At 63.8% G+C, this 22554-nt stretch carries 18 protein-coding genes and 1 pseudogene; 8 read left to right on the forward strand and 11 right to left on the reverse strand.

What is annotated here, in order from left to right; all coding sequences use genetic code 11:
- Positions 1-66: 66 nt before the first annotated feature.
- On the reverse strand, positions 67-1362 hold the full coding sequence (gene murA / locus SO140_RS06460) for a UDP-N-acetylglucosamine 1-carboxyvinyltransferase (RefSeq protein WP_449377670.1): 1296 nt from the start codon (positions 1360-1362) through the stop codon (positions 67-69).
- Positions 1363-1606: 244 nt separating this feature from the next.
- On the opposite strand from murA, the gene SO140_RS06465 reads away from it, so the two are divergent.
- Complete coding sequence (locus SO140_RS06465) at positions 1607-2578, forward strand: MBL fold metallo-hydrolase (protein WP_449377669.1); 972 nt, start codon at positions 1607-1609, stop codon at positions 2576-2578.
- A gap of 103 nt (positions 2579-2681) precedes the next feature.
- Here SO140_RS06465 and SO140_RS06470 read toward each other — a convergent pair whose 3' ends face one another.
- The 7 genes from SO140_RS06470 to rpsT all read right to left on the reverse strand — a co-directional run bounded on the left by SO140_RS06470 (position 2682) and on the right by rpsT (position 12930).
- Complete coding sequence (locus SO140_RS06470) at positions 2682-3611, reverse strand: LysR family transcriptional regulator (protein ID WP_449377668.1); 930 nt, start codon at positions 3609-3611, stop codon at positions 2682-2684.
- 41 nt (positions 3612-3652) lie between these two features.
- Positions 3653-6088 carry a DNA topoisomerase (ATP-hydrolyzing) subunit B gene (gene gyrB, locus SO140_RS06475; protein WP_449377667.1) on the reverse strand — a complete coding sequence of 812 codons (2436 nt, stop codon included), beginning with the start codon at positions 6086-6088 and terminating at the stop codon, positions 3653-3655.
- A gap of 285 nt (positions 6089-6373) precedes the next feature.
- Positions 6374-7129: a hypothetical protein gene (locus tag SO140_RS06480; RefSeq protein WP_498542386.1), complete on the reverse strand. Its 756-nt coding sequence runs from the start codon at positions 7127-7129 to the stop codon at positions 6374-6376.
- A 124-nt stretch (positions 7130-7253) separates the two neighbouring features.
- On the reverse strand, positions 7254-8390 hold the full coding sequence (gene recF, locus SO140_RS06485) for a DNA replication/repair protein RecF (protein ID WP_449377665.1): 1137 nt from the start codon (positions 8388-8390) through the stop codon (positions 7254-7256).
- Positions 8391-8555: 165 nt separating this feature from the next.
- Positions 8556-9674 (reverse strand): DNA polymerase III subunit beta, encoded by a 1119-nt coding sequence (gene dnaN / locus SO140_RS06490; protein WP_449377664.1) that lies wholly within the window; start codon positions 9672-9674, stop codon positions 8556-8558.
- A 261-nt stretch (positions 9675-9935) separates the two neighbouring features.
- Positions 9936-11354, reverse strand: coding sequence for a chromosomal replication initiator protein DnaA (gene dnaA, locus SO140_RS06495; RefSeq protein ID WP_449377663.1), 1419 nt, complete (start codon positions 11352-11354; stop codon positions 9936-9938).
- A gap of 1309 nt (positions 11355-12663) precedes the next feature.
- Positions 12664-12930 (reverse strand): 30S ribosomal protein S20, encoded by a 267-nt coding sequence (gene rpsT / locus SO140_RS06500; RefSeq protein ID WP_027527812.1) that lies wholly within the window; start codon positions 12928-12930, stop codon positions 12664-12666.
- A 388-nt stretch (positions 12931-13318) separates the two neighbouring features.
- On the opposite strand from rpsT, the gene SO140_RS06505 reads away from it, so the two are divergent.
- The 4 genes from SO140_RS06505 to SO140_RS06520 all read left to right on the forward strand — a co-directional run bounded on the left by SO140_RS06505 (position 13319) and on the right by SO140_RS06520 (position 16279).
- Entirely contained in the window at positions 13319-13636 is a 318-nt protein-coding gene (locus SO140_RS06505; protein WP_027527813.1) for a hypothetical protein, read from the forward strand.
- A 135-nt stretch (positions 13637-13771) separates the two neighbouring features.
- Positions 13772-14428 (forward strand): peptide-methionine (S)-S-oxide reductase MsrA, encoded by a 657-nt coding sequence (gene msrA, locus SO140_RS06510; RefSeq protein WP_449377662.1) that lies wholly within the window; start codon positions 13772-13774, stop codon positions 14426-14428.
- Between the two features lie 282 nt (positions 14429-14710).
- The gene (locus SO140_RS06515) at positions 14711-15403 is read left to right on the forward strand and encodes a polysaccharide biosynthesis/export family protein (RefSeq protein WP_449377661.1); all 693 of its coding nucleotides are present in this window, start codon (positions 14711-14713) and stop codon (positions 15401-15403) included.
- A gap of 210 nt (positions 15404-15613) precedes the next feature.
- Positions 15614-16279, forward strand: coding sequence for an SGNH/GDSL hydrolase family protein (locus SO140_RS06520; protein ID WP_449377660.1), 666 nt, complete (start codon positions 15614-15616; stop codon positions 16277-16279).
- Between the two features lie 130 nt (positions 16280-16409).
- Here the strand turns inward: SO140_RS06520 and SO140_RS06525 are convergent, their stop codons facing one another.
- The 3 genes and pseudogenes from SO140_RS06525 to SO140_RS06535 form a co-directional block, all read right to left on the reverse strand.
- Complete coding sequence (locus SO140_RS06525) at positions 16410-17081, reverse strand: dienelactone hydrolase family protein (protein WP_449377659.1); 672 nt, start codon at positions 17079-17081, stop codon at positions 16410-16412.
- Positions 17082-17296: 215 nt separating this feature from the next.
- Positions 17297-17635 (reverse strand): hypothetical protein, encoded by a 339-nt coding sequence (locus SO140_RS06530; RefSeq protein ID WP_449377658.1) that lies wholly within the window; start codon positions 17633-17635, stop codon positions 17297-17299.
- A 72-nt stretch (positions 17636-17707) separates the two neighbouring features.
- Positions 17708-17839, reverse strand: a pseudogene (locus SO140_RS06535) (alpha/beta fold hydrolase); the annotation flags it as partial.
- A gap of 467 nt (positions 17840-18306) precedes the next feature.
- On the opposite strand from SO140_RS06535, the gene SO140_RS06540 reads away from it, so the two are divergent.
- The 3 genes from SO140_RS06540 (at position 18307) to SO140_RS06550 (ending at position 22553) form a co-directional block, all read left to right on the forward strand.
- Positions 18307-18798, forward strand: a complete 492-nt coding sequence (locus tag SO140_RS06540; RefSeq protein ID WP_449377707.1) for a (2Fe-2S)-binding protein — start codon at positions 18307-18309, stop codon at positions 18796-18798.
- On the forward strand, positions 18795-21080 hold the full coding sequence (locus SO140_RS06545; protein WP_449377657.1) for a xanthine dehydrogenase family protein molybdopterin-binding subunit: 2286 nt from the start codon (positions 18795-18797) through the stop codon (positions 21078-21080). Before SO140_RS06540 ends, SO140_RS06545 begins: the two co-directional genes overlap by 4 nt.
- A 378-nt stretch (positions 21081-21458) precedes the next feature.
- Positions 21459-22553 (forward strand): HD-GYP domain-containing protein, encoded by a 1095-nt coding sequence (locus tag SO140_RS06550; protein ID WP_449377656.1) that lies wholly within the window; start codon positions 21459-21461, stop codon positions 22551-22553.
- Position 22554 lies beyond the last annotated feature (1 nt).

Here is a 22554-nt window from a genome sequence, read left to right on the forward strand (position 1 = left end):
CACCGTAGCGCGCTTTTGGTACTGCGCTGCGTCCGGGGCACGACAGGGTTTAAGCGAGGAGGCGCCTCAGCTCTTCCGTTCCGGCACGCGCTTGATCTTGGCGCCGAGTGCGTTCAGCCGTTCGTCGATGCGCTCATAGCCACGCTCGATCTGGTCGGCGTTATTGATCGTCGAGGTGCCTTCGGCGCAGACCGCCGCAAGCAGCATGGCCATGCCGGCGCGGATGTCGGGCGAGATCATCGAGGCGCCGCGCAGGCGGCTGGGCCCCGCGATGATGGCGCGGTGCGGGTCGCACAGCACGATGCGCGCGCCCATCGCGATCAGCTTGTCGACGAAGAACATCCGGGATTCGAACATCTTCTCGAACATCAGGATCACGCCCTCGCATTGCGTGGCGGTGACGATCGCGATCGACATCAAATCGGCCGGAAAGGCCGGCCAGGGCTGGTCCTCCAGCTTGGGCACGTGGCCGCCGAAATCGTCCTGGATCTTCAGCGTCTGGTTGGAGGGCACAATCAGGTCGTCGCCCTCGACCCGGCAGACGATGCCGAGCCGCTCAAAACCCATGCGGATCGAGCGCAGATGCTCGACGCCGGCGCGGACGATGCGCAAAGGCGAGCGCGTCACGGCGGCAAGTCCGATCAGCGAGCCGACTTCGATATGGTCGGGTTGGATCGCGTAAGTTGCCGAGCCAAGCGTGGCCTGCCCATGCACGATCATGGTGTTGGTGCCGATGCCCTCGATCTTCGCACCGAGTGCGACCAGGAAATTGGCGAGGTCCTGCACATGCGGTTCGGAGGCCGCGTTGCGCAAATAGGTGACGCCGTCGGCAGCGACGGCCGCAACGAGTGCGTTCTCGGTCGCGGTGACGCTCGGCTCGTCCAGGAACACGTCGGCGCCGGTCAGCTTTGGCGCGCGGAATTCCAGCCGGTCGGTCGCGGTGACCTTGGCGCCCAACTGCTCCAGCGCCAGCACATGCGTATCGAGCCTGCGCCGGCCGATGACGTCGCCGCCGGGCGGCGGCAGCATCACCTCGCCGCAGCGAGCGAGGAGGGGCCCCGCGAGCAGGATCGAGGCGCGGATGCGGACGCAGAGCTCAGGATCGAGATCGGCCGCGCGGATGCTCTTGGCATGAATGACGAGCGTGTTGCGCTCGCGCCATTCGGCCGATGCACCGACCGAGCGGATCAGCTCGACCAGCGTCTCGGTGTCGCGGATGCGCGGCACGTTCTGAAGCGTCACCGGATGTTCGGTGAGCAGGGCAGCCGCGATGATCGGCAGCGCCGAGTTCTTGTTGCCGGACGGCTCGATCGAGCCCGAGAGCCGGTGACCGCCCTCGACGATATATTGGATGGGCGCCACTGAGATTCTCGCTTTCCTGAGTTCGGTTGGGCGGGGCCGCTTCGGGGGCGGAAAATACAGAGAATTGAGCGCAGTATCAATTCTGCACTTGCCGCGGTTCAGGCCCGTCCCGCCGTCACCGGTCGCAACAGGCCGACTGACCGAAGGCCATCAACGGCGTCGATGCCACCGATCGATCCCAGCGGCCTGCGCGCGATGAAGACGTGCACCTAGATCGTCGCTCGAACAACCTCGGGAGACATCCATGCGCAAGTTTCATCTGGCTATCGCCGTTACCCTTCTATCCCTCTACGGAACCTCACCGACGTTTGCCCAGGTGACGGGCCCAACGCCACATGTCGCCGCGCAGGGTGCCGATTTCTATCGTGTCCACGTCGGAGCGGTCACCGTTACTGTCCTGTCCGACGGCACGGTGCCGCAGGATCTGCATGCCCTGCTGACCAGCACGACTCGTGCAAAGACGGACAAGCTTCTTGATGCGAGCTTCCTGCACAATCCGATCGAGGCTTCGATCAACGCTTTCCTGATCGCGTTGCCGGATCGTCTCGTGCTCGTCGACACCGGCTCCGGCGAGCTCTTTGGTCCGGGGAATGGCGGCAAGCTTCGCGCCAGTCTGGCGGCGGCAGGCTACCGGCCGGAACAGATCACCGACATCCTGATCACACACGTCCATACGGACCACAGCGGCGGCCTCGTGGAAGGCGGGAGAATCGTATTCCCGAGCGCGACGGTCCATCTCGGGAAGCCCGATATCGACTTTTTCCTCAACCCGGCAAACTCCGTTGAGTCGGGCTATGACCGCAAATACTTCGACGAAGCGATCAAGACGCTAAAGCCCTATGTGGATGCCGGCAAGGTCGCTGCTTTCTCGAGCACCACGGAAGTCGTCCCAGGGATCACGGCAACGCTCCACCCCGGTCATACGCCAGGCAGCGCGTTTTACACCCTGGTTAGCCAGGGCGAGCGGATGACCTTCATCGGGGACATCATCCACGTCGCCTCGGTGCAGTTTCCTGACCCGAGCATTACCATCGTCTACGACGTCAATCCGAAGGCTGCCGAAGCGACGCGCGAGCAGGCTTTCGCTCAATTTGCCAGCGAGCGCGAGCTCATTGCGGCTCCGCACCTGCCGTTCCCCGGCATCGGCCATGTCCGCCGGGCGGACAAGGGCTATCAATGGGTCCCCATCGAGTACGGCAACCGGCAGGTGGACTAAATCCGAAGCGCGATGAATCTAGGAAGAATTGTCATCGCGCTTTGGTTTGTTGATTGGGCATGGCCTCTTCGGCAAACCGCTGCACACTTTTCCGGATCATGATCTAGCGACGCCCGGTAGAGCTCGCTGCAGCGAAGAGCTGCTCGCGCAGCCAGCGATGCGCCGGGTCGTCTTGAAACCGGGGGTGCCAATAGGCCGCCAGCTCCGCAGCGCCGAGTTCTAGTGGTGGCTCGAAGAAGTCGAGCGTATTCTCGAACCGACTTAGGAAGCGGCTCGGCAACGTGCACAGATAATCGCTGGCGCCGACGATCGTAGGCGCCAGTGCGTAGTTTTGGATCGACAATGCCACGCGCCGCTCGCGGCCGAGTGTCGCCAGAGCGGCATCGACGTGACCGAAGAATCCGCCCCCGTCGGCCGAGACCAGCAGATGTTCGGCGTCGCAGAAGGCCTCGAGGTCGAGTGGAGCGCAACCGCGTGGATGGCCCTTTCGCTGCGCGGTCAGGAAACGGTCCTCGAAAAGCGTGCGCGCCTGCCAGGCGCTCTGCGCCGTCGCTCGGTTGCCGATGCAGATGTCCACTTCGCCGCCCTCGAGCCGATCGGCGAGGGTTTGCGGCTCCGGCGGCGCGACGAGCACGAGCCTGGCTGACGGCGCCGCCGTCGCAATCCGCGGAACGAGATCGGGCGCGAGCATCATCGCGGGGATCTCGTGAAGCGCGAGCGTGAAGGTCCGGCGCGCCGTCGCCGGATCGAAATCCGCCGCTGGGCCAAGCATGCCCTCCATGAGCTCGATCACTCTGGTCAGCGCGGGCTGAAGCGCCAGCGCGCGAGGCGTGGCAAGCACGCCGCGTCCGTCTGGCGAAGCCACGAACAACCGGTCGTCGAAGATCTCGCGCAAGCGCGCGAGCCGCGCGGACATGGCGGACTGTCGCACGCCGAGGCGCTGCGCGGCGCGGGTGACGTTCGATTCGCTCAGCAGCGCGTCAAGCGTCAGCAGCAGGTCGGCATCGAGCCGTTGTAAGGGGTCGAGGTGCATGCGTCCTCTACCTCAAGAAGCTCCGGCAGCCGGAAGGGCCGCTAGATATCGATCGTGGCGCTGAGGGAATGTTCCTGGATGAAGTCGCGGCGCGGCTCGACCACGTCGCCCATCAGCTTGGTGAAGATATCGTCGGCCTCGTCGACCTCCTTGACCTTCACCTGGAGCAGCGAACGCACCTCGGTGTCGAGCGTGGTTTCCCAGAGCTGCTCCGGGTTCATCTCGCCCAGACCTTTGTAGCGCTGGAGCGTGATGCCCTTGCGGCCAGCTTCAGTGACGGCCTCGAACAGATCGACGGGGCCGTGGACCAGTTGCTCGGTGTCCTTGCGCCGAAGCTTGCCGGAGCGGCCGTAGACATCCTGGAGCTTCAGCGTGTACTCGTCGAGCTTGCGGGCTTCGGCCGAGCCGAGGAAGGCATCGTCGATGATGGCGGCTTCCTTGACGCCGCGCACCGTGCGCTCGAACTGGAAGCCTTGGCCCTCCACGTAGTGGCCGATCCAGCCGCGTTCGACCTCCTCGGCCTGGCTGTCGAGGCGCCCGGCGATGTATTGCGCGGCCGCGGCAGCCTTCTCGGGATCGCCGTAGATCGCCTTGTTCAGCACGCCGGTGATCGCGGCCTGCTCGACGACCTTGCGGTTATAGCGGCTGTGCAAGTTACGCAGGATGCTGCGGACGACGCGGGCGTCGTCGACCAGCGCGCGCAAGTCGCGGCCAGTGCGATCGCCACCGTTTCCGGAGCTGAACACGCAATCATCGAGCCCGGCGTCGATCAGATAGTCCTCCAGCGCGCGCTCGTCCTTCAGATACTGCTCGGACTTGCCGCGGCTGACCTTATAGAGCGGGGGCTGGGCGATGTAGAGATAGCCGCCGTCGATGATGTCGCGCATCTGCCGGTAGAAGAAGGTCAGCAGCAGCGTGCGGATGTGGGCGCCGTCGACGTCGGCGTCCGTCATGACGATGATCTTGTGATAGCGCAGCTTCTCGACCGAGAAATCGTCGCTGATGCCGGTGCCGAGCGCGGTGATCAGCGTGCCGATCTGCTCGGACGACAGCATCTTGTCGGGGCGCACGCGTTCCACGTTGAGGATCTTGCCGCGCAACGGCAGCACCGCCTGAAACTCGCGGTTGCGGCCCTGCTTGGCGCTGCCGCCTGCCGAGTCACCCTCGACGATGAACAGCTCGGACTTCGCCGGATCCTTCTCCTGGCAGTCGGCAAGCTTGCCGGGCAGCGAGGAGACCGAGAGCGGGCTCTTGCGCGTCAGCTCGCGCGCCTTGCGCGCGGCCTCGCGGGCGGCCGCGGCCTGGATCACCTTGCCGACGATCATCTTGGCTTCGCTGGGGTGTTCCTCGAACCACGCCGCAAGCGCCTCGTTGAGCACGTTCTCGACCACGGGACGCACTTCCGAGGACACCAGCTTGTCCTTGGTCTGCGACGAAAATTTCGGGTCGGGCACCTTCACCGACAGCACGGCCGTCAAACCTTCGCGGCAGTCATCGCCGGTGAGGGCGATCTTTTCCTTTTTGGCGTTGGCCTCGGCGTAGCCGTTGACCTGGCGCGTCAGCGCGCCGCGGAAACCGGCGAGATGGGTGCCGCCGTCACGCTGCGGGATGTTGTTGGTGAAGCACAGCACGTTCTCGTGGTAGCTGTCGTTCCACCACAAGGCGGCCTCGACACCGATGCCGTTGGCCTCCGAGCGCACCATGATCGGAGAGGGCACGAGTGCCTTCTTGTTGCGGTCGAGATATTTGACGAACTCCTCGACGCCGCCGGAATAATGCATCTCCTCGCGCTTCTCGACCGCATGACGCATGTCGGAGAGGATGATGTTGACGCCGGAATTGAGGAAGGCGAGCTCGCGCAGGCGATGCTCGAGCGTTGCGAAATCATATTCGACGTTCTTGAAGGTTTCGGTCGAGGCGAGGAACGTCACCTCGGTGCCGCGCTTGCCCGGCGCGTCGCCGACGACTTTCAGCGGTGCGACGGCATCGCCATGGGCGAACTCGATGTAGTGTTCCTTGTCGTCGCGCCAGATGCGCAGGCCGAGTTTGCTCGACAGCGCGTTGACGACGGACACGCCGACGCCGTGCAGACCACCGGAGACCTTGTAGGAGTTCTGGTCGAACTTTCCACCGGCGTGGAGCTGGGTCATGATGACCTCGGCCGCCGAGATGCCTTCGCCCTTGTGGATGTCGACAGGAATGCCGCGCCCGTCGTCGCGCACGGTGACGGAATTGTCCGCATTGAGCACGACGTCGACGCGCGTGGCGTGGCCCGCGAGCGCTTCGTCGATCGCGTTGTCGACGACCTCGTAGACCATGTGATGCAGGCCCGAGCCGTCGTCAGTGTCGCCGATATACATGCCTGGACGCTTGCGTACGGCATCGAGACCCTTGAGCACGCGGATCGATTCCGCGCCGTAATCGCTCGCGTTGGAGGGCTCGTTTTCGGCACGCGGCTGCCGAGCAGGTTCTGTCATGAGAGGCCTTCGAGGGTGTCGCCCGAATCAGCGGCGCAAAAGGCGCTGATTTGAGAGCTATTTGTGCCATGAAAGGAGGATTGCGCCTAGCGCAAAGTATCCTCCCGCAACCCTTTGATCAGATAGGGATTTTCAGGCAGTTTTCAAGACGTTCGAAGACGGATTCTGGGCGTTGCAAAAAGCCCGATTCGGGGGTGCTTTCTCGCGTCGAGAATGACCGCATTTCCCCGGTGTGACGGCGCCGGTTCCGAGGCGCCGTGGGCGCCCCGGGGAAGGCTTTGGGGTTCAGTAAATCCGGGAGGGCTTATCGCCGTTATCTTCCCCGAGGGACCAAGCCTCGCCTGAGGCCACAGTGATGGTATTGGTGCCGACTGGGTGGCCCGACACGAGCAGCTCGTAGGAATAGGTGCCGGGTGGCAGATCCAGCGTTTGTGGGTGGTTCACGCCGCCTGCGATCTTGATGGTTTGATCGTTGATCGCGAGCAAAGCCACGTCCGGTACAAGATAGCCGAATATCAGGCGCGCTTGTCCGGGCATCGGCAGGAACCTGGCCTTGGCCGCGGCCTCCGGATTCCGCTGCACCAGGTCGACTGTGGTCTCGTCCTTCGCACGGCCAAGCTTCAGGGTGGCCGGCCCCTCCGAAGATGCGAACGAGAGCTCCGCCTGCTCGGCCGCAACCGCAGCGCCATCTGCCACTTCCTGCCAGCCGCGCTTTGCCAGCTCGGTGCGGTAGAACGCGAGCACGTCGCCGAACTCGGCGGGTATGCTGGCTTTGAGCGTGCGCCGGATCGGGGACTTGACGCCGTTGGCATAGTTGGAGGTGAACTCTCTGTGGCTGATGCGGGTCGGCACAGGCATATCGACATCGGGATCGAGCTTGAGCGGCCCCGGCCACAGCCGCGCCACGTACAGCCGCGACAGGTGCGAGACCCAGCCCTCGGCCTGTGCCGGAAGCGGGCAGCTTGCGATAAGGAAGAGACCGCACGCGACCAGCCGCCATCGTGCCGGAACTCTCGTCCCGCGCTTGAACGTCGTCGTCATGCTTACTCTCCAAGGATGTCGCGCGCCGCTCGGGGCCTCGCGCGATAGCAACGACTGCGACACGGCCGGCGCGGCCTCAAGAGACTAGTCGCCAGGGGAGCCCGTCAGGTTCAACAGTGACGCCCTATCGGCGTGCCGAAATGCGCCCGTTTTCGACGTCGAACACTTCGCCGCTGGCGCCGATCTCGGCAAAGGCGGCAGGGTCGGCGCCGGTCAACCACACCTGCGCGCCGAGCTTTTGCAGCTCGGCAAACAAGGCGGCGCGGCGGTTGGGGTCGAGATGCGCGACGACCTCGTCGAGCAGCAAGAGCGGCACGATGCCGGTCATCTCGGCAACCAGCGTTGCATGCGCCAGCACGAGTCCGATCAGCAGCGCCTTCTGCTCGCCGGTCGAGGCATCGCGCGCCGGCATGCTTTTTGGCGCGTAGATCACCTGGAGGTCGGTGATGTGCGGCCCATCGGTGGTGCGGCCGGCGATCGCATCGCGCGGGCGGTTGTCGCGCAGGATCTGGCGGTAGCGGTCCTCGACGGCGGTGGCGGTCTCGCTGAGCAGCGCGTTCTCCATCCAGCCGTCGAGCGCGATCTGCGCCGACGGGAAGGCGGAAGATTGCGCGCGCGTGTTGAGCATCTCGGTGAGTTTTGCAGCGGTCTGGCCGCGCGTCGCTGCGACCGCGACCGCAAGCTCGGCGGTCTCGCGCTCGATGGCGTCGCACCAGTGGTCGTCATAGTTGCGCACTTCGAGCAGCCGGTTGCGTGAGCGCAGCGAACGCTCGAGCGCGGAGATGCGCCCTGAATGCTCGCTGTCGATGGCGAGCACCAGGCGGTCGAAGAAGCGCCGTCGCTCGGAGGCTGCGCCCATGAACAGGCCGTCCATTGCCGGCGTCAGCCATACCATGCGGATGTGGTCGCCGAAGGCGCTCGCCGAGTTGACCGGCTCGCGGTCGACGCGGCAACGTCGGCTCACTGCGCTGTCGGCGCGCGGCGCATCGATACCGGTGCCGAGCGTGGCAAGGCCCAGCGCGCCCTCGACCTGCGCCGACACGGCCCAGGAGCCATCGCCCTGATTGTCGGCAACGTCCTCCAGCGTCGCCCGCCGCAGGCCGCGGCCCGGCGACAGAAACGAGATCGCCTCGATGCAATTGGTCTTGCCCGCACCATTGGGCCCGACCAGCGCCACCATGTCAGCCGCCGTCTCGAGCCCCGCCGCGCGGTAGTTGCGAAACTGCGTCAGCGTCAGGCGATGAATGCGGGAGGGGGTCATATCAACTCGTCATTGCCGGGCTTGACCCGGCAATCCATCGTCCGCATCAGCGGACAATTTCATCACAGCGTTCCACCGGGTTTACGGGCGAGGATGTACACCCAATAGGTCATCTTACTTGATGGATGGCCGGGTCAAGCCCGGCCATGGCGAGAGGAGCAGGCCTCACACCCGCATCGGCATCAGCACGTACAGTGCGCTCTTGTCGTCGCGGTCCTGGACGAGGGTCGGGGAGCCGGGGTCGGCGAGCTTGAGGGTTGCGACCTCGCCCTCGATCTGGGCGGCGATGTCGAGCAGATAACGCGAGTTGAAGCCGATATCGAGTGCATCAGAGGCGTATTCGACCTCGAGCTCTTCGGTGGCGCTGCCGGAATCCGGATTGGTCACCGACAGCACGAGCTTGCCAGCGGACAGCGACAGCTTCACCGCGCGGCCGCGCTCGCTGGAGATGGTGGAGACACGGTCGACCGCGGCCTCAAAATCCTTCTTGTCCACGACCAGTTCTTTGTCGTTATTCTGTGGGATGACGCGGCCGTAGTCGGGGAAGGTGCCGTCGATCAGCTTGGAGGTCAGCACCACATTGCCGATGGTGAAGCGGATCTTGGCCTGCGACAGCTCGATCGTCACTTCGGCTTCGCTATCCTCGATCAGGCGCTGCACCTCGCCGACGGTCTTGCGCGGCACGATCACGCCGGGCATGCCGGCGGCGCCGTTGGGCTGCACCAGGTCGATCTGGGCGAGGCGATGGCCGTCGGTGGCGACGCCGCGCAGGGTCGCCGCTTTGGCAGAGCCCGCGGCATGCAGATAGATGCCGTTGAGATAGTAGCGCGTCTCCTCGGTCGAGATCGCGAACTGGGTGCGGTCGATCAGCCGCTTCACGTCCTTGGCGGCGAGATTGAAGGAATGCGACATGTCGCCAGCCGCGAGATCGGGAAAATCATTCTCCGGCAGCGTCTGCAGCGTGAAACGCGAGCGGCCGGCGCGGATCGCCAGCACTGAGCGGTCGCCGTCGCCTTCCAGCACGATCTGCGAGCCGTCTGGCAGCTTGCGCACGATGTCGTAGAACATATGCGCTGGCACGGTCGTGGAACCGGCGGTCGCGGTTTCCGCGGCGAGCGTCTCCGTCACCTCGAGATCGAGGTCGGTCGCCTTCAGCGACAATTTCGCGCCCTCTGCGCGCACCAGCACGTTGCCGAGGATCGGGATCGTGTTGCGTCGCTCGACCACGCGGTGGACGTGGCCCAGCGATTTCAGGAGTTGCGCGCGTTCGACCGTAACCTTCATTGCACTACCCGCCCGATCCCCAAGAGAACACATCGTTGGAAAAGCCGGGCGGCCGAAAGCGGCGCCGCGGCACGGAAGAAACCCGACAAAGCCGGATCATCCAGCCGATATGATCAAAGCCGTCAGGGTCGCGCAAGGTGGCGCGTAAAGCCATCCGATTCAAGGGATTGGGGAGCTGTTCCCCACGATTTACATCCCGATCTTGCCCATCGCCCCGGCGGCGAAGCCGGGACGATCGCAGGTGGGAATGGCCTTAGGGGTTTATTCCTGAAGCTGGCGCTTCAAGGACTCGACCTCTTCGGACAGCGCCGCGTCCTTGCTGACGAGTGCCTCGATCTTGCGCACCGCGTGCAGCACCGTGGTGTGGTCGCGCCCGCCAAAACGGCGGCCGATCTCCGGCAGCGAGCGCAGGGTCAGCGTCTTGGCGAGGTACATCGCGACCTGCCGCGGCCGGACCACGTTGGCGGTGCGGCGCGAGGACAAGAGATCGGAGCGGCTGACATTATATTGTCGTGCCACCACGCGCTGGATGTCCTCGATCTTGATGCGCTTGGGCTCCTGCGGCCGGATCAGGTCGCGCACCTCGCGCTCGGCCATTTCCAGCGTCACCGGCTGGTTGTTCAGTTTCGAGTGAGCAAGCAGCCGATTGATCGAACCTTCGAGATCCCTGCCGTTATGGGTGATGGTGCGCGCCAGATAGTTCAGCACCTCCTCAGGCACGTCGAAGCTGGCGTGATGGGCGCGGGCCGCTGCAACGCGCGACTTGAGAATGCCAAGCCGCAAATCTTCTCCGAGCGATCCCATCTCCACGACGAGGCCGCCGGCCAGCCGCGAGCGGACGCGATCGTCAAGGCTCTCGAGATCGGACGGCGGGCGGTCGGCCGCGATCACGACCTGGCGGCCGGCATCGATCAGCGCATTCAGCGTGTGGCAGAACTCGGCCTGCGTCGACTTGCCCTGGAGGAACTGGAGGTCGTCGATGACCAGGACGTCGATGCCGCGCAGCGCCTCCTTGAAGGCGAGTGCCGTTTGCGTCTTCAGCGCGGCGACGAAGCCGTACATGAATTTTTCCGCGGTGAGATAGAGCACCTTGCGCTCGCTGCCGGAATTGCCGGCCCAGGTCACCGCCTGCAAGAGATGCGTCTTGCCGAGGCCAACGCCGGCATGGATGTAGAGCGGATTGAACATCACGGGATCGCCGCGGCGTCCCTCCGCGACCTGGCGTGCCGCCGCATGCGCCAGCGTGTTGGCGCGGCCGACGACGAAGCTTGCAAAGGTCAGGCGCGGGTCGAGCGGCGAGCCGCCGAGCGCGTCATGGTTGGCGGAGACCGGCGCGGTCGCAGTCGCGCGCAGCTCGGCCGAGGGGCGGCCATCCATGCGCTTGGCCTCAATCGGCGCCGGCGCTTCCTTGAGCGCGACGGTCGGGCGCACAGCGGTGCGCACGGTGAGGTCGATACGATGCACTTCCGGCATCTCGGCCTGCCAGCAGGAGAGCACGCGCTCGGCATAATGCGCCTGGATCCAGCTCTTCAGGAAGCGCGTAGGCACTGACAGCCGCACGCTCTCCTCCTGGACCCCTTCGAGATCCATGCGTGCAAACCAGCTGGTGTAGACGTCCTCGCCAACACTCGAGCGTAGCCGCCCCTTCACGCGTGACCAGCGATCCTGTTCCGATGTCATTGTTTGAAAACTTTTCTTTGGAGATAAGGTTGCGTTGCGAGTGCCGTTGCAGGTTTCCTGCCACGGCACGACCTCAAGCGAGGCCATCTTGAAGGCACAGGTCAGCCGTTCGGCGCGAATGCCGTTGAACAGACCAATGATGTCAAGAATGGAGGGTTCGCGAGGTCAGCGCGTACTCAGCGCGCAAGGGCACGCCGGAGGCTGGTCGGAGGACGAACTCGAAACGGCATCGTTGGAAGAAGAGATGTGATTCAATACCGCGTTGCGTTCGTTCGACATGGTGCCTCCCCGTCCTGCCGTGATTGCTCACGGCAAGGTCCTGCGTGTCGCCTATGAACTTCGCGTAGGAACTCCACATTCCCAACGCGAGGTCCGCCCGTCTTTCCTAGCTCGTCCGGATGGCGCCGCCTTCGCGCTTGTCGGGTGGTTCGTCGCTGTCTCTCCGTTGCGTCTAAACGCGAACGAGACACGAATGCCCCGCTTGGAGACATTTGGACAAAGCACTATCGTTCCCATATTGCTATGGGTTTGAAACCGACAATCGCTTGGTAAAGCGTCGCCCACGTGCACACCGCCGCCGATTTGCACGCTCACCCCGTTTCTAAAACCGCGCTGGTCTCAAGATCGTGGGCGCTGCGGACGGCTTTAAGAAATACACGATGCGCAGAGACTCGCAACGGAATTGATTCACAGTTGAGGAGCTTAAATCCTGATCTGCGTTAACGCGTGCGCAGAGTTGTTCACAGGGCCGAGAACCAAGTTTTTGAATCGCCGTGCAGAATCGAAGGCAATGCGCGTCATGTGACAATTCTCCGACGGCGCGCAAAAAAAATTTACAAAAGCGTCACGCGAGTGCCGTGTGAGCCAATTTTCCAAATGCTTCCCGTCACTATGTGGATAAGTGATTATCGAGACATCGTTTTTCGAGTCTCGTTTTGCAGGGTAACCCCGCCGTTGCACAGCTCGCCTGGGAACTACTGTGTGCAAATAATGGCGAGGCAGGAATTCGTCCTGCTGCGCCACACAGGCTTTTCGCAATTGCGATGAAAGTTTCCAGTGTGACAGAATCGCCAGCAGTAAGACTACGGGAGGTAAAATAGCGCGGCGAAGAATTTTTTCAGGAGCTGCGATCAAGAGTTCTTATCTGTCAGCGAGCCCCCATCGCAGAGCTCGGATCAAACGGCTCGGATCGCGGAGCTCTGCTTCAGAGGCTTCGGCTGAGGCGCTCTGATCTCTGTCGGGTACACGACAAAAAGAAAAAGCCCGGCGCATGCTGGGCCTTCGTCTGCTTACGCGATGTTCGGTCAGATCACTTGCCGAGCTTGGCGATCTGATGCGTCAGCCGCGACACTTTGCGGCTCGCGTTGTTCTTGTGAATGATGTTGCGCTGCGCGGCGCGCATCAGGGCGGGCTCGGCATTCGCCAACGCCTTCAGCGCAGCGGCGCGATCGCCGGACTTGATCGCCTCTTCGACGGTGCGGACTGCGCCGCGCATCTGCGTCCGACGCGACTTGTTGACGGCGGTACGACGGGCAATCTTGCGCGTCGCTTTCTTGGCGGAAGTGGTGTTGGCCATTGTCTCAAAAATCCTCTGCGGTGACCGGTCGCTTCTTGCTCGGATTAGCGCCGGCTGCTTGAACCGCGAAATCGACGCTCGGTTTTAGGGTGTTCGGTTGCTAAGGCTGTTCTTTAGAACCCGCGCGCCAGCCTTGCGGCTATTGCCTTGTACGGCTGTCTCGCATGGCTCAAAGAACAGCGGCGGCGGGATTGCGCCCACCGCCAGTTGGCGCCCTTATAGAGGGGGCCTGCGGCACCGTCAACGGCTTCGGGAGGCCGGAAAGCCGCCTTTGTCAGGGCGGGAACTGCCGTAACGTACTGACGAGGTTGAATTTCCGTTCTCGCCCCGGTATTGGCTGGCGGCGTTTCGCCTCGTCCCGGCCGGACGGGCCCATTTAAGGTGATGCATGATCCGCGGCTTTTTCCGACTGATCGGCCTGTTGCTGCTGGCTGGCGGCTTCATCTTCATGGTCTATGACGGCGCCCGCTGGGTGGCGGACCAGACCCTCCGGTTCACCCGGTTCGGCCAGTTCTGGAACGATATCCATCAATCCAGCCAGCAGGCGTTCCGGACCTGGGTCGAGGCCAAGGCCCCCTGGCTATGGACCTCGGTGATCCGCCTGGTGCTGGATCAGCCGGTTTTTGCCGTGCTCGGCATTCTCGGGATCCTCCTGATGATCCTGTTCCGGCCGCGGAAACCCCTGATCGGCTATTCGCGGGACTGACCGCTCCTGCAATGGCGCCGGCGTAACAGGGCTGCCTCTTCAGGCGTAAATGCCTATATTCACCTGGCATCACGAGCACGCCGCCTCAAGCACCTCTGCTTGGGCGACGGACAGCTCGTTTCGGAGATCCGACCCATGCTGTTCATGCGCAAGACCACTGCACTCCCCAGCGCAGCCGAGGCGCTGCCGGGCCGTGCGGAGCCTTTACCGACCGCTACCACCCATTTCGTCAACGGTCAGAAGCTCAAGCCGCCTTACCCCGCGGGTCTCGAGCAGGCCGTGTTCGGGCTCGGCTGCTTCTGGGGTGCCGAGCGCAAATTCTGGGAGCTCGGCGAGGGCATCTACATCACTGCGGTCGGCTATGCCGGCGGCCATACGCCCAATCCCACCTATGAAGAGGTCTGCTCGGGCCGCACCGGCCACACCGAGGTTGTGCTTGTCGTGTACGATCCGAAGAAGATCTCCTACGAGCGGCTGTTGAAGGTGTTCTGGGAGAACCACAACCCGACGCAAGGCATGCGTCAGGGCAATGACGTCGGCACGCAATATCGAAGCGCGATCTACACCTATAACAGTGCGCAGAAGAAGGCGGCTGACGACTCCAGGGCACTCTATCAGAAGGCGCTCGCAGCCAAGGGGCTCAGCGCCATCACCACCGAGATCGCCCCCGCCGGCGAGTTCTATTTCGCCGAGGACTACCACCAGCAATATCTCGCCAAGAATCCGGCCGGCTATTGCGGCTTAGGTGGCACCGGCGTCTCCTGCCCGATCGGCGTCGGCGTCAGCGCGTAAGCCGCGAACTCGCTGCACCTCTCCCGCTTGCGGGAGAGGTCGCATTGCATCGTGAGATGCAATGCGGGTGAGGGCTCTCTCCACTCAAAGAGCGTTCATTGCGGAGGCATCCTCTCCCCACCCCTCTCCCGCAAGCGGGAGAGGGAGCGCACGGTGCCCGTTGTCCGCATTGTCGCGCCCTACGCCCCTCAACGTTTTATTAACCATAACAGGTGCAAGACTGGAGCCATCTCGGTTCGAGGGATGGCTCCAGTGCGGGTTGCGCGCGCGTTTCGATTGTCGATGTTGGCAGCGTCCGCCGCGCTTGCCCTTGGCGGCTGCATGCAAACCGTCGGTCCAGTCGCGGTGGCGCAGCCGCGCAGCGATCTCGACTACATGGCCTATGGCCAGCCCGCCGGACCGCAGCCGGTTGCGGTCGACAATTCCGGTGGCGGCGCCATCAGCGCGCTCCGCAATTCCTTTGCCGCAGCTCCCGCGCCCGTAGCGGTCGGCTATGCCGCGCCGGTGCGCTATGACGCGTCCTATCATCTCGATGCCGGCGACAAGCTGCGCGTCGTGGTCTACGGCCAGGAAGGTCTCACCAACACCTACGCGATCGACGCCGGCGGTGCGATCACCATGCCGCTGATCGGCGGAGTGCCGGCGCGCGGTCGCACCACGGCGGGGCTCGCCTCCGAAATCGCCGCGCGCTTGCGCAACGGCTATATCCGGGAACCGTCCGTGGCGGTCGAGATCGAAGCCTATCGTCCCTTCTTCATTCTGGGCGAAGTCGCCGCGCCCGGCCAATATCCTTACGTGCCGAACATGACCGTCGAGAGCGCGGTGGCGATCGCCGGCGGCTTCTCGCCTCGCGCCAAGCGCGACGTGGTCACGGTGACCCGCAGCGATGCCGGCGGCGCGATGCGCGCCGTGGTGCCGCTCGGCACCCCCGTCGGTCCCGGCGACACCGTGTACGTCGGCGAGCGCTGGTTCTAGAAATTCATTCAGCCCTCTCTTCGTCAGTCCGGGCCTGCGTGCTGACACACGCATCCGGGTATGACATGCTGAGAGAGCCGTTCATCAGCCTAACTGGAGCTATAGCGGCGAGAGCGAAGGGTGCCGGAGGTAGGCGATGACCCGGCGTCCATAGTGCTCGCTGCAATCTTCCCCAGCATCCGTTCCTTTGTTCAACTGAGCGAGGATCTCATGGCCAGGCGAATCCTGTGTTTTGGCGACTCTCTGACCTGGGGTTGGATTGCTGTTCGCGAGGGAGCACCAACGACGAGATTTCCCTATCCAGAGCGGTGGACGGGGATCATGGCCTCCAAGCTTGGGTCCGATTACGAAATCGTGGAGGAGGGTTTGAGCGCACGAACGACGGCGATCGATGATCCCGTTGATGCGCGCCTGAACGGATCCGCCTATCTGCCCTCCGCTCTGGCAAGTCATCTTCCGTTGGACCTCGTCGTCATCATGCTCGGAACGAACGATGCGAAGAGTTACTATCATCGCTCGTCATATGACATTGCGGTCGGCATGTCGAAGCTGGTCGGCCAGGTGCTCACGTCGACTGGTGGCGTAGGCACGGTTTATGGAGCCCCGCGGGTGCTCGTTGTGGCGCCGCCTCCACTCGCGCCCGTAGCCGATCCCTGGCTCCAGGGAATGTTTGAGGGCGGGCGCGAGAAGACGATCGAGCTTGCCACACAGTACAGATCTCTCGCCAACTTCATGAAGGTCGACTTCTTCGACGCAGGAAGCGTGATCTCAACAGGGGGGCTGGATGGAATCCATTTCTGCGCGCAAAACAATGCGGATCTCGGCAACGCCCTGGCTGGCAAGGTTTTAGAGATCTTTTCGCGTACGACACGGTGAATGGGGCAGGTGACCAGTTCATCACCCCCACGATTCCCGCAGCGTGAGCGGTGCGGTTCTCTCTCCTCAGCATTCCGGGCCTGCGTCCGTCTGCGCATCCCGGAATGACGACGGTGAGAGGGTGCGCGCGCTACTTCAAATGCGTCGCAAAGAACGCCATGCTGCGCGGCCAGGCGATATCGGCGCTGGCCTTGTCGTAGCTTGGGCGCTCGTCGCAATGGAAGCCGTGCTGGGCGCCCGGATAGATGAAGACCTCGACGTCCGCCCGCTTGCCCTTGATGGTCTCGACGTCGGTCAGGGGAATGCCGGCGTCTTTCTCGCCGAAATGCAGCTGCGTCGGCACCCTCGGCTTCTCGTCGGCAAAGCGCACGATGGCGCCGCCGTAATAGCCGATCGCGGCCGAGAGGCCGGAAAGTCGTGCCGCTGCGACATAGGCGATGCTTCCGCCTAAGCAGAAGCCGATGATGCCGACCGGACCGACGCTCTTCACCGCATCGATCGCGGCCTGCGTATCGCGCGACATTGCCGCCCAGTCGGGATTGGCGACGAACTTGCGCGCCTCGGCGATCTCGTCGGGCGAATAGCCCGATTGGAAGTTTGGCGAGGTCCGATCGAAGATCGACGGCGCGATTGCGACATAGCCTTCCTTGGCCAGCCGATCGCAGACCGAACGGATGTGATGATTGACCCCAAAGATCTCCTGGATCACCACCACCGCGCCTTTCGCCGCAGCACTGGGATCGGCGCGATAGGCGCCGAACTGGAAATTGTCGGAGGCCGTCAGTTTAATGTCATGTCCCACGAGGTTGTCCTTCGTTGTTGGTTGTTGAATGAGTTGTTGATCCCGAAATTCCGCTCTCTCACCTCATCCTGAGGAGCGCGCCCTTGCGCGCGTCCCGAAGGATGAAGGCCCTGTTGCTTAAGCGGGGCCTGCATGGTTCGAGACGCGCCGGAGCCTGCCATCGGGCCGCGCTTCGCGCGGACCCGGTGGGCGCTCCTCACCATGAGGGGTGGCACTTACTCCCACATCCAGTTCTCGCCGTAGTCCTCTTTCCAGCCTGCGAGGCGACCATGGCGGAATTGCAGGAACAGGCGGTGGCGGTAGGGGATGAGCCGGCTGCCGCCGAGATTGCGCAAGGCGAGGTAGATCTCGTTGCCGGGGCGTCCGCGAACATATTGCAGCGGCTGGCCCAGCGCATGCGCTGCCTGGGCGGCATCCATTCCGAAGGCCAGCGGCGTGGTGTTCGATAATGTCATGACGAAGGGCAGGCGCGGCGGCGCCCATTGCTCCGCGTGCGCCGCGGCCGTCATCATGCCTAGCGCGATTGCCAATCCCGCCACAGTCGTCGACTTCATCGTTTAGGTCCCTTCGCGGCGCACCTCGCGCGGCAGATTTTTCAGGAAGGGAACCATCGCGTCAACAAAAGCCTACGGCTGATCGATGTTCACGGCGTGCCCGGCCGCGGGTATCACGACCTTGTGTGCGCCGGGGGTTTTTGCCGCCATGTAGTCGGACGCTGCGAGGAACGGCGTGTCGTCGGCGCCGACCACGATCAGCGACGTCCCGATCGATCGATGGCATCGCGCTGATTTGCAGGTGAGTTAGCGCAGCGTAACCCACCACATTTTTTCTCACCAGCGGCGTGGCGGGTTACGCCTTCCTGCGGCGCTTGTTGAACCACGGGAGTTCGTCGGCCAACCCACCCTACGAATTTCGCCTGCTTCGGACATCCTGGCGTGCCAGGTTACTTCGAGGATACTTGCAGATCCTTGAGGGCATGCCGCGATGGCATGCATGCGTCGCACGAATTTTGCCGCTTATTCCGTCAGCCGGTTTGCATCAAGGTCCTGTCGCGACGCACAAAGGTGATGCGTGCATCACGTTTGTTTCGATCGATTCCAAATTGCATTTGCCTCCGCAAACGAACGCGATCATTCTTGCGTCCAAGGCCGACGCCAGCCCGGTGGGTGTCGGTCAGACAAGTTGCCGCCGTAAGCGGCTTCATGCACCGGCAGGGGAAGAAACCATGCCAACTCTCACCATCAACGGGCGGAGTATGTCCGTGGATGCGGCAAACGATACGCCGCTCCTTTGGGCGATCCGCGAGCAATTGCAGATGACCGGCACGAAATTCGGCTGTGGTGCCGGTCTGTGCGGCGCCTGCACCGTGCACGTCAACGGTGAAGCCGTTCGCTCGTGCCAGACCATGGTCGGCGACGTCGCCGGCAAGAAGATCACCACCATCGAAGGTCTCTCCGCCAAGGGCGACCATCCCTTGCAGAAGGCGTGGATCGCCGAGCAGGTCCCGCAATGCGGATACTGTCAGTCCGGGCAGATCATGCAGGCCGCTTCGCTGCTGGCGAAGAACCCCAACCCGACCAAGGAAGAAGTCGTCGCGCACATGGACGGCAATCTCTGCCGCTGCATGACCTATTCACGGATCCAGAAGGCGATCATGCGTGCGGCAACCGAGATGCGCACCGCGTCCGCTTCCGCCAATGAGCGGAGGCCCACATGAATCAGCACGTGAAGAACGTCACTCCCGAGGCGACTGATCTCAGCCGCCGCTCGTTCCTGGTCGGCACCGCGGCGACCGGTCTCGTGCTCGGCTATGCCGGCGTTCCCGGCATCGACCACGCGCTTGCCGCCGCGCCCGCCAATTTCGAGCCGAGCGTCTGGTATTCGATCGCGCCGGATGGTCTCGTCACCGTGACCTGCGGCAAGGCCGACATGGGCCAGCACATCGCCTCCACCATGGCGCAGATCGTCTGCGAGGAATTGGGGGCCAGCTGGAAAGATATGCGGGTGCAGCTCGCGTCCAACGATCCGAAGTTCAACGACCCCGTACTGGGCGCACAGATCACCGGCGGCAGCTGGTCGACCATGATGAACTTCGACGCGATGAGTCGCGCCGGTGCCGCGGGTCGCATGGCGTTGACGGACGCTGCCGCGACCGCGATGGGCGTGCCGGCAGGCGAGCTCGTGGTGCGCGATTCCGTGATCTCGCACGCGAAGTCGAAGAAGCACATGAGCTTTGCCGACGTGGTCAAGAGCGGCAAGGCGACGAAGACCTTCACGGCCGACGAGCTCAAGGCGATCGCGCTGAAGACGCCGGATCAATACACGATGATCGGCGTGTCGGTGCCGCAGCTCGACATTCCCTCCAAGACCAATGGCACGGCCAAGTATGGCATCGACGTCATGCTGCCCGGCATGGCCTACGGCAAGGTCGTCACCCCACCGGTGCGCTTCGGCGCCACGGTGAAATCGGTCGACGACAGCAACGCCAAGAAGATGCCGGGCTTCATCAAGGCGGTCATCATCGACGACAAGACGCAGACCACCTCGGGCTGGGTCGTCGCGGTGGCCAACACCTACGCGCAGGCCCGCAAGGCGGCGGATGCGCTGAAGATCGCCTATGACGGCGGTCCGAACGCGAAGCTGTCGAGCCAGTCGTTGCTGGACGAAGCGAAGCGGCTCCAGGGCCTCGACGATTCCGGCCAGTACTTCGTCAAGGACGGCGATCCCTCGGCGGCGTTCGGCTCGGCGGCCAAGGTGCTGGAGGCGGAGTACACCACCAACATCAACATCCACGCGCCAATGGAGCCGATGAACGCCACCGCGGAGTTCAAGGGCGAGATCCTGCACATCTATTCCGGCAATCAGTTCGCGACGCGCTCCGGCGCGATCGCCGCCGGTGCGGCCGGGATCGACCCGAAGTTCGTGGTCATGCACCAGATGTGGCTCGGCGGCGGCTTCGGCCGGCGACTCGATGCCGACATGATGGTGCCGGCGGTGCAGGCGGCCAAGGCCGTGGGCAAGCCGGTCAAGGTGATCTACTCGCGCGAGAACGACATGACGATGGATTTCTCGCGTCCGCTCACCTATCAAAAGGTCAAGGCCGGCGTGGACGGCGACGGTAAGATCGTTGCGATCAGCCACGACGTGGTTTCGGCCTGGCCGACCGCGCGCTGGGGAATTCCCGATTTCCTGACGCCCTCGGTCGACAAGAAGGGTCCGCTGGACTCCTTCACGGTGAACGGGTCGGACTTCTTCTACACCGTACCCAACCATTATGTGCGGGCGATCAAGAACGAGATGGCGCACAACGCCACCCCGTCCGGTCAGCTCCGCTCGGTGGCACCGGGCTGGACCTTCTGGGCCGTCGAAAGCATGATTGACGAGATCGCGGCTGCGACGGGCAAGGATCCCGCCCAGCTCCGCATCTCGCTGCTCGACGGCGCGGGCAAGAATGACGGCGGCGCGCAGCGGCTGCGCAACACGCTGCTCGCCGCGATGGGCCTTGCCGGCTACGGCACCAAGAAGCTCCCCAAGGGTGAAGGCATGGGCGTGGCCTGCGTGTCGTCGCAGGAGCGCGCCACCGCAAGCTGGACGGCGTGCGTCGCCCACGTCGCCGTTGCGCCCTCGGGCGAGGTGACTGTGAAGAAGCTCACGGTCGCGACCGACGTCGGCACGCAGGTGCATCCCGACAACATCCGCGCCCAGGTCGAGGGTGCGGCGCTGTGGGGCCTGTCGCTTGCGATGTACGAGAAGGCGACGCTGAAGGACGGTGGCATCGAGCAGACCAACTTCGACAGCTACACGCCCCTTCGCATGAGCCAGATGCCGGAGGTCGCGGTTGCCGTGATCGCCAATGGCGAGAAGGCGACCGGCGTCGGCGAGCCCGCAGTGACGGTGGTCGCCCCGGCCATCGGCAACGCCATCTTCAACGCCTCGGGCGCCCGCGTCCGCAGCCTGCCGATCACGGCCGAGGCCGTGAAGGCGAACATGAAGGCGTAAGCTCGCCGCAAATTGCAATCGAGACGATCCGCCGGAGGGGCAGCCTCCGGCGGATTTTTTGTTGATCGGTATGCTGCTCCGAACATTCGCTGTCATGCCCTCGCGCAGGCGGGGCATCCAGTACGCAGCGGCTTCTCGATTGAATCACAGCCGTCTCGGAGTACTGGATCGTCCGGTCAAGCCGGACGATGACGGCGGTGAGTTTGGTGACGTCCACTGTCTCTAGGCACCTCGGCAAGATCCCTCAAATTTGAACAAACCCCGCAGGTTCCCGTTCAGCACGCGCATTAAGGGCCGGAGAACCTGATGCCGCTAGGGTGGTGCAGTCGAGCGCAGTGCTCTTTTCAGTTGCCTGTTTCAGTTGCTTTTGGGGAAGCCATGACCGCCTCAGCCAAACCCGCCGCCAAACGCAGGCTCTTGCTGGCCTCCGACCGCAGCGACCAGAGCAGTGAGCTTGCCCATATCCTGCAGTCGGTCGGCGAGGTCGCAACGGTCTCGACCCAGGAGATCCCCGAGCAGCCGGCGCGCGATCTCTCCGGCATCATCGTCGACATCAACCTGCGCTCGTCCGAGAGCGTGCAGCGGGTGCGCAACAAGCTGCGCGGCGACGCCTATCGTTCGATGCCGCGGCTGTTCGTGCTGGCGGATGCGCTCCACCACGGCACCATGCAGGCCTGGGCGCTGGGCGCCACCGACACGATCTCGCGGCCGCTGCAACCCGAGGCCATTTTGCAGCGCATCCGTGCCGCGTTCCCGGACACCACCACCTATGACGCCAGCGATCGCGGCAAGACGCTGAACCGCGGCGTCGAGGCGGCGCACGGCGTGCTGGCGAAAATGTTCGAGAAACTGCCGCTCGGCGTGCCCCTGACGTTCGATGACGTCGTCGCCGCCGAGAACAAGATCCTCAAGGCGATCAAGCATTCCTCGCTGCGCGAGTGGCTCACCACCGTCGGCTGCCACCATGTCGGCAGCTACCGGCACTGTCTGTTCGTCACCGGCTTTGCAGTCGCCTTCGCGCAGCATCTCGGCATGCGCGAGGACGACCAGCGCCGCCTGACTCGCGCCGCGCTGCTGCACGACGTCGGCAAGGCCTTCGTGCCGACACAGCTTCTGGACAAGCCCGGCAAGCTCACCGACGAGGAGCTGGACGAGGTCCGCCAGCATCCGCGCCGCGGCTACGAAGCGCTCGCCGAGCAAGGCGGCTTCCCGCCGGAAATGCTCGATGTCGTGCTGCACCACCACGAATTCCTCGACGGCAGTGGCTATCCGAACAAGCTCTCCTCGAACCAGATCAGCGACATCGTTCGCCTGACGACCATCGTCGACATCTACGCGGCACTGGTCGAGAAGCGTGCCTACCGCTTGCCCTTCACCCACTCCCGCGCCTTCGCGATGCTGGAGGGCATGGGCGGCAAGCTGGACCAGCAGCTCGTGCAGGCCTTCCGCCCGGTCGCGCTGGGATCGTTCTGAC

The organism is Bradyrhizobium sp. UFLA05-108 (assembly GCF_059803455.1).

Excerpts from the sequence above, each read along its gene's own strand:
- SO140_RS06530 (WP_449377658.1), bottom strand. The coding sequence starts at position 17,635 with ATGAAGTCGACGACTGTGGCGGGATTGGCAATCGCGCTAGGCATGATG.
- SO140_RS06515 (WP_449377661.1), top strand. The coding sequence starts at position 14,711 with ATGTTGGCAGCGTCCGCCGCGCTTGCCCTTGGCGGCTGCATGCAAACC.
- SO140_RS06520 (WP_449377660.1), top strand. The coding sequence starts at position 15,614 with ATGGCCAGGCGAATCCTGTGTTTTGGCGACTCTCTGACCTGGGGTTGG.
- SO140_RS06545 (WP_449377657.1), top strand. The coding sequence starts at position 18,795 with ATGAATCAGCACGTGAAGAACGTCACTCCCGAGGCGACTGATCTCAGC.
- SO140_RS06505 (WP_027527813.1), top strand. The coding sequence starts at position 13,319 with ATGATCCGCGGCTTTTTCCGACTGATCGGCCTGTTGCTGCTGGCTGGC.
- recF (WP_449377665.1), bottom strand. The coding sequence starts at position 8,390 with ATGACCCCCTCCCGCATTCATCGCCTGACGCTGACGCAGTTTCGCAAC.
- SO140_RS06540 (WP_449377707.1), top strand. The coding sequence starts at position 18,307 with ATGCCAACTCTCACCATCAACGGGCGGAGTATGTCCGTGGATGCGGCA.
- SO140_RS06480 (WP_498542386.1), bottom strand. The coding sequence starts at position 7,129 with ATGACGACGACGTTCAAGCGCGGGACGAGAGTTCCGGCACGATGGCGG.
- SO140_RS06470 (WP_449377668.1), bottom strand. The coding sequence starts at position 3,611 with ATGCACCTCGACCCCTTACAACGGCTCGATGCCGACCTGCTGCTGACG.
- gyrB (WP_449377667.1), bottom strand. The coding sequence starts at position 6,088 with ATGACAGAACCTGCTCGGCAGCCGCGTGCCGAAAACGAGCCCTCCAAC.
- SO140_RS06550 (WP_449377656.1), top strand. The coding sequence starts at position 21,459 with ATGACCGCCTCAGCCAAACCCGCCGCCAAACGCAGGCTCTTGCTGGCC.
- dnaA (WP_449377663.1), bottom strand. The coding sequence starts at position 11,354 with ATGACATCGGAACAGGATCGCTGGTCACGCGTGAAGGGGCGGCTACGC.
- dnaN (WP_449377664.1), bottom strand. The coding sequence starts at position 9,674 with ATGAAGGTTACGGTCGAACGCGCGCAACTCCTGAAATCGCTGGGCCAC.
- msrA (WP_449377662.1), top strand. The coding sequence starts at position 13,772 with ATGCTGTTCATGCGCAAGACCACTGCACTCCCCAGCGCAGCCGAGGCG.
- SO140_RS06465 (WP_449377669.1), top strand. The coding sequence starts at position 1,607 with ATGCGCAAGTTTCATCTGGCTATCGCCGTTACCCTTCTATCCCTCTAC.
- rpsT (WP_027527812.1), bottom strand. The coding sequence starts at position 12,930 with ATGGCCAACACCACTTCCGCCAAGAAAGCGACGCGCAAGATTGCCCGT.